Raw genomic sequence first — 12,698 nt, 5'->3', positions numbered from 1 at the left:
GAAGGTTTATTATGTTTGCGCTTATTCGTTACCATTTTCTCGACTACACAAAATCGTATAAGTACATTCCTCCTATTGCGATGTACTGCATAAGCTTACTTTTTGTATATACATATAAACCAACTCCCATTGTACCGACATACTTAGAAACAGCACTCGCACTTTATTTATTATCTGCCTGGATTACAGTCACAATTTTTCATACTGAAGATCCTGTACAAGAACAAATCACTATTTCACATACAAATAATATTTCGGCATTATACGTTGGTAAATATATTACGGCTCTTCTTATTTGTACTGTTTTATCTTTTATATCCGTAATCTATCCAATTATTTTGCAAATGTTTAATGAAAAAATGACAGCTTCTTTATTTCTAGTCGGATTTCTCGCTCACATGTCTTTATCTATACTAGGAATTTCAATCGCAACATTATTTACTAGAAATATTATTCAAAAAGCAAGCACCGCTTGGCTTAGTCTTACATTTATATTACTTATGACGATTGCCTCAATCCGGTTAAAAAAAGAGTTACTATGGTTTTTACCACCTGTCGAAAGCTTTATAATGCTTGGACAATACAAATATAATATACTTACTCATACTCTATGGCTTACAGCTTGGGCTATCGTATATTCATTTTTATTACTTACTTTATTTCTTTTTCTCGTTCGCAGAAAACGTTTTTGATTACATATTAAAGGGGACTAAACAATGATTGGAATACTAGCAGGAATGGGTCCAAAATCAACCGGACCATTCGTCGATACAGTTGTAGCAGGGTGCCAAACAATATATGGAGCAAAGCATGATATGGACTTTCCTCATATGATGATTTATTCGTGCCCAACACCGTTTTACATGGATCGCCCTATTGATCACGAGGCGATGAAAAAAGCGATTATTGAAGGAGCACAAAAACTTGAAAGTACTGGTGTAGACTTTATCGCTATGCCTTGCAATACAGCGCATCTTTATTTCGAGGAATTACAGCGTTCTATTACCATTCCTATTTTGAATATAGTCGATGAGACGTTAAAAGCAATTCCTGAAAATACAAAAACAGTCGCTCTTCTTGCAACAGAAGCGACTGTTCAAGCAGGTATTTATCAAGATGGGATTGCAAAACGTAATATAGAGTACGTTCATAATGAACAATGGCAAGAAATGATTAATCAAATTATTTCTTGTATTAAATGCGGAGAAATTGAGGAAGCTCGCAAATTATGGAGTCTGCTCGTTTTACAGTTAAAAGACGAAGTAGATACCGCTATTATCGCATGTACCGATTTGAATGTCGTGGTGAGTGAGGACTTTGTTGATTCCGCTCAATGTCTTGCGAAAGCAGTTGTTAGGATGTATGCATCAAATATAAGAAGGTCTTCATAAACATAGAACACATCCCTTTTGAAATGTGTTTTGTGTTTGATAAAAATCCCCAAAACTTTTAACTTTTTTCACAATTTTTTCAAAGTAATCACACTTAATCTCGCTATATTAAATAAGTAGTTTATTCATATAGGGAAGGTTAGGGGAACTGAAGTATGAAACAAAATCGTTCGCTTCATTACATTTTTTGGCGTTGGCATTTTTATGCTGGGCTTTTTATTACGCCGCTTCTTATTACTTTGTCACTGAGCGGAATTGGGTATTTATTTCGGGAAGAAGTTGAGGATTTTATCTATAAAGATTTATATTTTGGGAAGAGCGCCCAAACAGAAACGATTTCGATGTCTGAGTCTATTTCATTAACAGCGAAAAAATATCCGCATTATAGTGTGGCGAAAATTAGTGAGTTTAATGGGGATTATAATACGAGACTTACAATCGCAAATGAATATACAGGAACGCAGAAATATGTTTATTTAGACAGCAACAACCAAATTGTTGGGGATCAAAATGCAGATGAAACGTTCGCAAATATTATGCGAGAATTACATAGTTCCCTCTTAGTAGGCGGTACTGTCGTCAACTATTTAGTAGAACTTGCGGCGTGCTGGACAATCTTTTTAATTGTGACTGGGTTGTATATGAGTATACGCCAATTTAAAAACACACCAGCATCCAATAAGCGAGAAAAAGCAAAACGACGTCATTCTATTATCGGCATTATATTTACAATTCCTCTCGTTCTGCTAGTCGCATCTGGGTTGCCATGGTCAGGATTTATGGGCAACCAAATTTATAAAATTGCAGCGTCAAATGAATCGCTCGGATATCCAAAATTGTATATGGCTCCTCCTGAATCAAAGGTAAAAGAATTACCATGGGCAACAAGAAAGGAAGCTCCTCCTGAATCTAATTCAAATGAGCCAAAAGCCATTTCAGTTGATGAATTACAAAAAGGAATTGAAATAAAGAAGCCATATGTTATCTCACTACCTACTGATCCGAAAGGTGTATTCACTGTTTCGAAATCAAGTGGTTCTGGTATTACGGGCATGCACGTGGCACCAAATGAAGAAATAACAGCTTACTTTGATCAATATAGCGGTGAACTGATTTCAAAAACGGACTATCGTGATTATGGATTATTTGCACAATGGTTCACTTACGGTATCCCGCTTCACGAAGGACATTTATTCGGATGGCCTAATAAAATATTATGCTTACTAACGACATTATCTTTATTACTTCTCATTTATTACGGAGTGAAAATGTGGCTAGCAAGAAAACCGAAAGGAAAATTAGCTGCACCTCCTAAACAAAGAGATAAGAAAAGCACATTCGTTTTCATTATCATGATGGTGATACTGGGCGCTGTCATGCCTTTATTCGGACTATCTGTTTTAGTTATTTTCGCAATTGAACTTCTCATATACGTATTTTCAAAAATACGATCATAATAAAAAAACCACTCTATTTGAGTGGTTTTCTTCATCACTGCGCCATTTTCTTTCGGTACATCTTCCCGTTCCAGTAGAAGAATCGTGAAGTGAGGCCTCCGTATTTCACAATGCGCCGTGCCATTTTGTGCATATTCTTTTGTGCTGATACTTTTTGGTCTGATAAATAAATACCAAGTAATCCTCGGCTTATTAAACGATGAAACTTCGCATGAGGCAAATCACCAATGCTCTTCTCTGCTTCTTCTACAAAATGTTTCATACGATCTAATATAGCTTGCTCGTTTTCATAATAACTACAGAAATTCAAATCCCCGCCTATACGATCTTCTTCTTGATCGATGAAATAATCAAGTAAGATGTGAAGTCCTTGAACGTAAGGAAAGTATCCTTGTCTAATTTTCGCAATATCTTCATCATGTAATTCATCATGAAATGCATATGCTACAAGACAGAAAATTCCAAGCGTAGAACCTGCACATGCTGAAAACTCAAACCAACTCATCTGTGGTAAGTTTTCTTTATGCGCTTCAAACCATGTTTTCAGGCGTGGTTCTCTTTCTTCTAATTTCACGTGTTTATGAATTTGCAAATCACAATAATAACAAGCAAGCTCATGAAGAACAGGAGCAATTTTGTCATAGTGCTTCGTTTTCTTTAAAACATCTTGGCATGTTTCAACAAGTTCGTCTAAATAACCACCATCATCTTGATCATCACGGTAACGATAATAGTTACCGCCACCTTCCACTTCAGGACTTAATGCCATTACCATCGACTCATGAAGAGCCGCAAAGTCTTTCGGATCAAGTGATGTACTACGATCACATAAATTATCTAAATAGTCGCTAATCGTTTGATAAGCTACGATAAAACGAATACATTCCTCTCGGTGTTCATTTGCGAGCAGCGCTAAAATGCCACCGCCCTCGCAATGAAACGTTTTATTTTCAATACTTGCGATCGCTTGACTATGAAGCTCGTCATTCGGAATATGGTAGGCACGCTCTTTCCACACCGCTAGCTCATGGTGTACAACCGGAAACACATCACGGTATACTTTGGCCATGAGCGTTATGGGATTACTCGGTACGTTCACTTCTTCCTTCATCTCCTCTATTCAATGTACAAATAATGATTTATTTGTTTGTTTCTACTATATTATTGACACGTATTTCAGTAAATGACTGAATATAATTCAAAATTTCATCACGCTCATACTCATTTAATAACTCATGATAACAATTAGGCCATTCCTTATATGCCTTATCACTCATCTTAACATTATCAAACCATGTACGGACACGTGTTTTATCTACAAGTTTATCCTCACATGCCTGCATTAGCAAGAGCGGAACATCTGGAAAATCATCTATTTTCTCATGAGCAATCTCGATAGACTTAATTAATTCACTATACCAACGCACTGATACTTTGCGCAAGAACAATGAATCATTCTCCATCGCGTCTCTCACTTCATGATTACGAGTTGACATTTCTACAGTAAGATTTGTTGCAAATTGCAATTTCGGGGCAACGACATTTAATATTTTCGAAGCAACACGAAGCGGAGCGGAAGGTGCAGCTAATACTCCTAAACAAGGCGAGCTTAGTACAATCCCATCTATGTCCTCTCTTTTCGTTTCTTGCATCATACGAATAACGACAAGTCCTCCCATACTATGACCAAATAAAAAAATAGGCAATCTATATTTTCTTGCTTCTTTCACCCATAACTTTATTTCCTTTATGTATTCATCAAATGAGTCGATATGTCCTCTATTTCTTGAAGTTGTTCCGTGTGCTGGAAGATCTCCCATAACGACGTGATAACCGATATGATTCCACATTTCTGCAACTGCTTCATAACGCCCATGATATTCCATAGCACCATGCACTATAATAATGACGGCTTTCGCTTCCTCCGCTTCATAGTTCCACATACGAAACTCCCCCATTTCACTCTTTTTCATAATTTGATACACTAAAACTAGTCTCTAGGAAAGGAAGGCTTTACATGATATATCCTTACAAAGAAAAAAATCCGAAAATTGCGAGTAGTGCTTTTATCGCTGACTACGTTACCATTACAGGCGATGTGACAATTGGCGAAGAATCTAGCATTTGGTTTAATACAGTCATCCGCGGTGATGTATCACCAACGATAATTGGAAATAGAGTAAATGTACAAGATCAATGTACACTTCACCAAAGCCCCCAGTATCCTCTTATTTTAGAAGATGATGTTACCGTTGGGCATCAAGTTATTTTACATAGCTGCAAAATTGAAAAAGATGCTTTAATCGGAATGGGATCTATCATATTAGATGGCGCTGAAATTGGTGAAGGAGCTTTCATCGGTGCTGGTAGTCTCGTTTCACAAGGAAAGAAAATCCCTCCTAATACGTTAGCTTTCGGTCGCCCTGCGAAGGTCATTCGCGAATTAACAGAAGAAGACCGTAAAGATATGGAACGTATCCGCACACAATACGTTGAAAAAGGACAATATTATAAATCGTTACAAAAGTGATTTTATCGCTGCCATAAGACTGGCAGCTTTTTTTACCCCGCTATTTGTGGGCAGTAAAACTCCCACCTCAAAATTCGGATGGAGCAAAGAAGTTAAGTGGGAGTCGGGCTGCCCGTAAACGCCCGATTGGTGAAGGCTAATAATCAGTGGGGGATGAACAAAACCCCCACTGATTATAGTTTCACTTTATGAAAAAATCTAACTTTTTCTTTACAAAACCTTATTATCCCCTCAATAAAATCTTATTAAAATAGAAGTTAATAACTCCATATATATGTAAATGAGGGAGGAAAAATCTCATGAAGGTCAGTGGACTATATAAAATAGAATGTTACATCTTCAAAGGAATTAATCGCTACTTTGATCAAAAAACATTAAACATCTTTTTCAGCAATATTACCCATATCGGTGGTGCAAGTTTTTCCATTGCACTTACCCTATTCTTTTTAATTTTCGCAACAGGGAATTTGCATCAAGCTGCAATTGCAACTGCTATTTCTTTGACAATTAGCCATATTCCTGTGCAAATATTAAAAAGATGGTATCCACGAAAACGCCCTTATTTAACAATTCAGGATGCGAAATATCCAGTTCATCCATTAAAAGATCATTCTTTTCCATCCGGACATACAACGGCTGTTTTCTCTGTCCTCATTCCATTTATTTGCTATAATCCAAACTTGCTTGCTTTTCTATTACCGTTAGCGCTATGCGTCGGTATTTCCCGTATTTATTTAGGGCTTCATTATCCGTCAGATGTATTTGTAGGCATGTGCCTTGGCACTTGCTCTGGCATCATCTCTTTTTATCAATTCATCCCACTTTTCACATAAAGGAGCGATATGATGAGAGTCGCCATATTTACCGATACATTTACACCACAAGTCAACGGTGTGGCGAAAACTTTGGAACGTTTAACTAAATATTTTCAAAGAGAAAATATCGCCTATTCTGTTTTCGCCCCTCAGCATACGGCAGAAGATAACTTCGTAGCGAATGTGAACAAAATGAGAAGTATCCCGTTAACAATATTATATCCAGAATGTCGCTTTTCTTTTCCTACTCCGCGTATTAAACGGGAACTTCTTGCCTTTAAACCTGATATCATTCACATTGCCACACCTTTCAACATGGGACTTTGTGGATTGTATTATGCAAAAAAGTTGAACATCCCTGTTGTCGGTTCTTATCATACTGATTTCGACGCCTATTTACGCTATTACAAAATCGAATTCCTCTCTAACATGCTATGGAACTATTTAAGTTGGTTTCATAGTCATATGCAAAAAAACTTTGTTCCTTCTCCTGAAACATTACATCAATTAAAGAAAAAAGGATTTCAGGCCCTCTATATTTGGGGACGTGGTGTAGATTGCACTCTCTTTCATCCAACTTACAATAAAGACCTATTCCGAAAAAAATATAATATTACAGCGAAATATATTCTTTCCTACGTCGGACGCCTTGCTCCTGAAAAAGATATCGACACCCTTCAAACACTTATTCAAACGACGAACAAAGAACGTGACGATATTCATTGGCTCATCGCTGGAGATGGACCTCTCGCAAAGGGCCTGCATGAAAATGTTCCAAAAACAAATGTAACCTTTACTGGATATTTACAAGGTAAAGATTTAGCTGAAGTCTATGCTTCCTCCGATCTAATGGTATTTCCATCTACTACTGAAACATTTGGGAACGTCGTGCTGGAGTCACTCGCATGTGGTACACCTGTTATTGGTGCGAATAGTGGAGGGGTTAAAAATATTATTACAGATGGAAAAACAGGTTTTCTTTGTGAACCTAAAAATGCTAACTCATTTTTGTCATCTATTTATGAATTGTTAAATAATGAAGAAATGCGTAAACAAATGAGCCAAGATACTCACTCTTACGCTACTACACAAAGCTGGGATGAAATTTTCAGTGATTTACTCATTCATTATGATGATGTGATTCAAAGTCGAAAAGCGGAAATGCTAGCTTAAACGCAGCTTATGTATCATCAATTTACAAGTGAAATTTCTATATTATATAAAATATAAAAAGAGAGGTCATCCTTCGTAGCATGACCTCTCTTTTTCTTACGCTTTTATTTAACGTCTAAGTTGTTACATAGATATAATGAATAACATTTGAACTTATTTTTCTTTACCTTTTGTCTGCGCCGCATCGAACGTCCAGTTCAATTTCAATGTATCTCCTTGGAATACGTTTTGATCTTCTCCATTATCTTCAAATATGAATTTCACATAGAAAGTGTCATCCTTGCCTGGAGCAAGTCCGTTTCCTTCCCAGTTTACAACACCTTTTTCTACAAGATCAGGAAAGTTGCCATCAGCAGTAGCTTGTTTCAATTCAGACAAAGTAGTTTCCCATACAGGAACTGTGTTCTTGTCTATGTTCCATAAAAACTCCACTTTGACATGATCACCGAAATCAGCATTTCCATTATCACCTTTTGCATCTGTTACAGTGTAATCAGTAAGAAGATGAACGTCCTTAATTTTCAAAGTACCGCTGTTGATTAAGTGGAAATCGCGTTCTATTTGATCACCTGGTTTGATTTTGTCAACATCGATGATAACTTGTGGATCAATGCTCAAATCTAACGTACCAGCCGCAAATGTGTTTTCTGATACTTCTTTATCACTGAAGTACGCAAACGTTCCGCCTCCGATTAAAGATAAACCAAGAACTGCAGATGCAACACCCATACCAAGTTTTTTCTTAAGACTCATTTTAATAATCCCCCTATTTTTATAATATTTAAACCAGCCAAAAGCTGATAAGCCCATATGAGGTAAAACGAATTGTTTCCTTATTTGATGCCTTTTAGATAGCCAATAAGTTCTTAATAAAGAACTTATTGTTTTATTCAAGAGCGACTATCGATATTTTCAGAAGATGAAATTCCCCCCTATTTTATCAACAACCACTCCTAGGTCACCTTATTTTTATCCCGCTTTTTGTAGGCAGTAAACGTCCGATTGGTGAAGGCTAATAATCCGTGGGGGATGAACAAAACCCCCACGGATTATAGTTTCACTTTATTTCTTCGGTTCTAGACCGATCTGACGTAAGAAATCTGCCAGTCCTTTTTTGCCAATTGTTTCTTTTGGCTTAACTACTTCTGGAACACCGACTTCTTTTTGCAAGAAGTTTTTCTCAATGAAGCGGACATCTTTCTCGTCTACGACACCGTCTTGGTTGATGTCTTGCGGCAAGATAGATGCATCTTTCTTACCGTATACATCAACTACACTTTGCATATCGCGAATGTCAATCAATCTATCACCATTCACATCCCCCGCAAGATTTGTAGCACGTAATCTAACATGTTGCCCGCGCATCTCACCGTTTACAGAATATCCAGGAATGAATTTCTGCATCGCTTTGAGATGTCCCCGAACATCGAAAACAACTGTATATGCTTCATTAGAAGCTGGGATACCCTTAATCGTGTATTCCCCTCTACTATCAATTGTTCCCTGATATTTTTTACCTTTTGGGGACATTGCATATACTTGGGCACCGATTTTTGAATAATCACCTTTTGACAAACTACCGTCATTTCTCAAAAATGCTTCCGGCCCGATATAACCCTGCACTCTCGAATGCGTTGGAATGATGTTAAAGCTTTCCGGACCGACATAAGGAATGGCAGTAGCAGCTGTTTGTCCCGCTTTCATATAAGACGCCTGATTCACCTGAAATCCGGTAGCATTATCGTAATATGCATCACTTACTACTTTGAACGTGACATCAAGAAAAGGCATATCCCCGTCCATACCGTTGAATGCATTCCCTTTCATAGATGCGCCAACTTTCACCGTATTAGTGTTAGTTCCTTCTGTCACCACAGGTTCTTGCAACGATACCTCCAGGCCCTTTTCCTTTGCATACTCGTTTGCCGCATTGTTCAGCTTCACATTCTCAAACTTAAACAAATCGTTATTGAACCCTACTTGGAATTCTCCAGATACAAGCTGCTTTACATTATTGAGGCTAAGTGTCATCGTAACTGTATCGTCAATTTTCACGTCTTTCTTATCGTAACTAGAAGTCGTATATTCCGTACCTTCTTTTACGAAAACATAGTTTTGTTTACCAACTGCCGTCGCGATATCAGACGTAGTCAAAGTCAAATTTAAAGGTTTTTTTGCAATGTCGCTTTCCTCAATACCGAATTTTACATCTCCGTTTGCTTGTATTGGGAAGTACCCATTTATGAACCCAGAGTTTGCAGAGTACCCCATTTCGTTAGACGATTGATCGTAGTTCAACCCTTTGGATTTTAATAGATCCACTGTTGCATCCTTAGCTGTTCCATGCAGCCATACTGCTTTTTGTCCATCCTCTACTGTAAACATGGAGTCATTAACCTCAATTACACCCGGTTTTTTATCCATGTTCACTTCCGGTGCTGTATTGTCCACGATAAGCGGATTATCTGCAACATATGATTTCCCTTCCTCATCGTGCGCAATAAATTCCAATATATAATCGCCTGCTGGAAGCTTCACAGGAAGATCGCCAATTGGCTTAGAAGGATCGTTTGTAAATGGATAGACAGTACCACTGAATGCATTCATAAGATAAGTTTCTATATCTATCAGTAATTTACTAGTGTTCGCTGTTCCTATAAAACCTACAGCTTTCCCTGTTTTGCTGTCCTTAACAAGCACATCGATTGTTTGCATCTGACTATTCAACTTTATTATTCCGTGAACAAAAGGGTATAAACCTTGCCAAAAAGGCGTTGTATTTGTTACGGATGGTGCACTTGTCTTTACATATTCAAATCCCTTTTCCGTCACCATGACAGCAAATGGAATTTGATACGTTTCGGACGGATTGTTCGCATTCGTTACATGAATATATCCTTCGTATCTGCCTTTCGCTGCACTAGCAGGAATCGTAATTTTTGGCTGCAGTTCCTGTAACTTTCCACTTGCCACTGTAAGAGATGCAGGCACCTCAACTTGTATACCGTTCTTTACTGCATCTTGAATACCTGTACGCTCACCGTGATACTCCACTTCTACTTTAAAGGATTTTTCTTCTTTACTGTTGTTCTGGACAGCCACTTTTTTGCTCGCTTCAATCGGTTTATCCCCTTGCTTAACATGTCTACCAAACACGATGGAACCTGTTTGTTCGTCAATTTCGACAACTTTTCCATTCTCGACATTTTGTGTTTTATCTAATACTTTAATGGATGTGTCCGTATGAACAGCTTGATACGCATCAATGCGCCCCGCACCCACTTCGTATACGGAATTTTGGCCGTTCAAATCATCGGATGTATTCATAAGAGCCGCTTTTACATCGAAAGGTGTGTATTCTGGATGCTGCTGCAGGATCAATGCTGCTGTACCCGCTACATGAGGAGACGCCATAGAAGTACCAGACAAGCGTACATATGCATTGCCGTAATTTATACCGTCCTGCGGATCATTGATATATTCTGGTGCAGTAGAGAAAACCGACACACCAGGAGCGACTACATCCGGCTTAATGTCATAATTTCCGTTTACCGGTCCGCGTGAGCTGAAATCAGCTAAGTGATCACCTTCCGTTTTTGTATTGCCCAGCGTTTCGAATTTGAAAGATACTTCTCCTAGCGCCTTTAACCGTTCGCCATCCGCTTTTGACAGGCGGAAAGATGGAATAAGACCTACCCCCTCACCTAAGTAGGCAAATATTTGGCCGTCAGCATTGTTATATACGATAACCGCTTTTGCTCCAGCATTTTTTGCATTTTTAATTTTTTCATCAAACGTAATTTCTCCGCGCTGAATTAACGCAATTTTTCCGTTAAGATCTTTCCCCGTAAAATCAGCTGGTTTACCAAGTCCCGCAAATACAATCGGTAACGATTGTCCTTGTAGATCTTCTAACTTATCAGGAAAATCTTTTCCTAATAGCTGCATATTTTCAAATTTTTCGTTAGATACACTTGCGCTGAATGTAGGAATAGACATGGCAGCATCACTTGCCCCTACTGAAATACCAAGAGCTGCCGTTCCAGGGGAACCGAGCGTCTTTTCGTTTGGTCCATTGTTTCCTGCGGCAACAACTGTCGCTACTCCTGAAAGCATGGCGTTATTTACTGCGACAGAAGTAGCATATAGCGGATCATTCGTCTGCGCGCCTAGCGACATGTTGATGACATCCATACCATCTGCAATTGCTTTATCCATCCCAGCAAGGATTCCCGCTGTATTTCCTCCGCCCCATGGTCCTAGGACTCTGTAAGCATATAAATCTACATCAGGTGCCACACCTTTTACAGCGTAATCGGCATTGTTTTTCTTTTGAGCTGCGATTGTCCCCGCTACATGTGTACCATGGTTTGTATAGTACACTAACCCTGGATACTCTGGCTTACCAGCTTTTATCCAATCCTCGTACGTTGTTTCCATCGGATTTGCATCGTTATCTACAAAATCATATCCGCCTTTATAAGCATCTTTTAAATCTGGATGATTATAGTCAACACCTGTATCAAGAACGCCGACTTTAATCCCTTTACCTGTAATATTTTCTGCATGAAGCTTGTCCACACCAATTTGCGGAATGCTGTCTGCCATTTTTGGCTGGATTTCTTTTTGTGTTTCTACTGGAGGTTCTACTTTTACCTCGTAATCTTTAAAGACACGGTTTACTACTCCAGATTGGATTAACTCCTGCACAGCCACACCAGGTACTGTCATCGCTACACCGTTAATTGCATTCTTATATTCACGTGTGATTTCCATTTTTTTCGTATCATAAGTACCAGCATCCTTCTTCGATTTTAAAGATTCGACATGTTGCTTAAACACTTTATGTTCTTCATCCACTTTTGCTTGCGCAGTAGTAGCTGCTATTTTCTTCCCTTTCGCTGCTTGTTTCATCACTTCAATTTTTGCTGGAGCTTGATTGAATTCCACGATAACGTTAACTAATTTAGGACTATTAGTATCAATATCAGGTGAAATCGTAAAATTAGGACTTACATCTAACTGTTCCAACGCCTTTCTTTGCTCTGAAGACAGATTCATTAGTACCTGTTCCGCATTATCAACTGGCTTCAGTTCAACCACGCTTTCTGCCAATACATTATACGGAATACCTTGTGACAATAGCATACCTACAGCTAACGTTCCTGTAAGAACCCTCCCAAATTTTCCTCTCTTCATACAAGTTCCCCCATCTAAATTTATTTGTATCTGTAGTCATTGCATAACATAAATTTCCGAAGCTATTAGGCTACAACTCTACTTTCTTATCTTATTAAATTAAAACTTTTCTGAAAATTATCAAAAAGTAATA

10 protein-coding genes are annotated in these 12,698 nt (G+C 38.2%); 6 read left to right on the top strand and 4 right to left on the bottom strand.

The window, feature by feature from the left end; genetic code table 11:
* The first annotated feature begins 11 nt into the window (after positions 1–11).
* The 3 genes from JFT89_RS24495 to JFT89_RS24485 all read left to right on the top strand — a co-directional run bounded on the left by JFT89_RS24495 (position 12) and on the right by JFT89_RS24485 (position 2,848).
* A complete protein-coding gene (locus JFT89_RS24495; RefSeq protein ID WP_002067629.1) occupies positions 12–692 on the top strand; it encodes a hypothetical protein in 681 nt (226 codons plus the stop codon).
* Positions 693–716: 24 nt separating this feature from the next.
* Positions 717–1,391, top strand: coding sequence for an aspartate/glutamate racemase family protein (locus JFT89_RS24490; protein ID WP_016095953.1), 675 nt, complete (start codon positions 717–719; stop codon positions 1,389–1,391).
* 155 nt (positions 1,392–1,546) lie between these two features.
* Entirely contained in the window at positions 1,547–2,848 is a 1,302-nt protein-coding gene (locus tag JFT89_RS24485) for a PepSY-associated TM helix domain-containing protein (protein WP_201040823.1), read from the top strand.
* Between the two features lie 34 nt (positions 2,849–2,882).
* Here JFT89_RS24485 and JFT89_RS24480 read toward each other — a convergent pair whose 3' ends face one another.
* The gene (locus JFT89_RS24480; protein WP_002145277.1) at positions 2,883–3,947 is read right to left on the bottom strand and encodes a tetraprenyl-beta-curcumene synthase family protein; all 1,065 of its coding nucleotides are present in this window, start codon (positions 3,945–3,947) and stop codon (positions 2,883–2,885) included.
* Positions 3,948–3,987: 40 nt separating this feature from the next.
* Positions 3,988–4,791 carry an alpha/beta hydrolase gene (locus JFT89_RS24475; RefSeq protein ID WP_201040821.1) on the bottom strand — a complete coding sequence of 268 codons (804 nt, stop codon included), beginning with the start codon at positions 4,789–4,791 and terminating at the stop codon, positions 3,988–3,990.
* A gap of 74 nt (positions 4,792–4,865) precedes the next feature.
* Between JFT89_RS24475 and JFT89_RS24470 the strand changes: the two genes are divergently transcribed.
* From JFT89_RS24470 to JFT89_RS24460, 3 genes are all read left to right on the top strand, one after another.
* Positions 4,866–5,378 carry a gamma carbonic anhydrase gene (locus JFT89_RS24470; protein WP_002015678.1) on the top strand — a complete coding sequence of 171 codons (513 nt, stop codon included), beginning with the start codon at positions 4,866–4,868 and terminating at the stop codon, positions 5,376–5,378.
* A 299-nt stretch (positions 5,379–5,677) separates the two neighbouring features.
* Entirely contained in the window at positions 5,678–6,211 is a 534-nt protein-coding gene (locus tag JFT89_RS24465; RefSeq protein ID WP_002067733.1) for a phosphatase PAP2 family protein, read from the top strand.
* 12 nt (positions 6,212–6,223) lie between these two features.
* Entirely contained in the window at positions 6,224–7,366 is a 1,143-nt protein-coding gene (locus JFT89_RS24460) for a glycosyltransferase family 4 protein (RefSeq protein ID WP_033707242.1), read from the top strand.
* Positions 7,367–7,519: 153 nt separating this feature from the next.
* Here the strand turns inward: JFT89_RS24460 and JFT89_RS24455 are convergent, their stop codons facing one another.
* Positions 7,520–8,119 (bottom strand): TasA family protein, encoded by a 600-nt coding sequence (locus JFT89_RS24455; RefSeq protein ID WP_033707241.1) that lies wholly within the window; start codon positions 8,117–8,119, stop codon positions 7,520–7,522.
* Positions 8,120–8,428: 309 nt separating this feature from the next.
* A complete protein-coding gene (locus JFT89_RS24450; RefSeq protein WP_201040819.1) occupies positions 8,429–12,565 on the bottom strand; it encodes a S8 family serine peptidase in 4,137 nt (1,378 codons plus the stop codon).
* Positions 12,566–12,698 lie beyond the last annotated feature (133 nt).

This window comes from Bacillus sp. TH25 (assembly GCF_016650935.1).
Taxonomy (GTDB): domain Bacteria; phylum Bacillota; class Bacilli; order Bacillales; family Bacillaceae_G; genus Bacillus_A; species Bacillus_A mycoides.
This window is presented reverse-complemented; position numbering and strand designations above follow the sequence as displayed.

Coding starts and splice junctions, on each gene's coding strand:
- JFT89_RS24495 (WP_002067629.1), top strand. CDS start 12: ATGTTTGCGCTTATTCGTTACCATTTTCTCGACTACACAAAATCGTAT.
- JFT89_RS24490 (WP_016095953.1), top strand. CDS start 717: ATGATTGGAATACTAGCAGGAATGGGTCCAAAATCAACCGGACCATTC.
- JFT89_RS24485 (WP_201040823.1), top strand. CDS start 1,547: ATGAAACAAAATCGTTCGCTTCATTACATTTTTTGGCGTTGGCATTTT.
- JFT89_RS24475 (WP_201040821.1), bottom strand. CDS start 4,791: ATGTGGAACTATGAAGCGGAGGAAGCGAAAGCCGTCATTATTATAGTG.
- JFT89_RS24470 (WP_002015678.1), top strand. CDS start 4,866: ATGATATATCCTTACAAAGAAAAAAATCCGAAAATTGCGAGTAGTGCT.
- JFT89_RS24465 (WP_002067733.1), top strand. CDS start 5,678: ATGAAGGTCAGTGGACTATATAAAATAGAATGTTACATCTTCAAAGGA.
- JFT89_RS24460 (WP_033707242.1), top strand. CDS start 6,224: ATGAGAGTCGCCATATTTACCGATACATTTACACCACAAGTCAACGGT.
- JFT89_RS24455 (WP_033707241.1), bottom strand. CDS start 8,119: ATGAGTCTTAAGAAAAAACTTGGTATGGGTGTTGCATCTGCAGTTCTT.
- JFT89_RS24450 (WP_201040819.1), bottom strand. CDS start 12,565: ATGAAGAGAGGAAAATTTGGGAGGGTTCTTACAGGAACGTTAGCTGTA.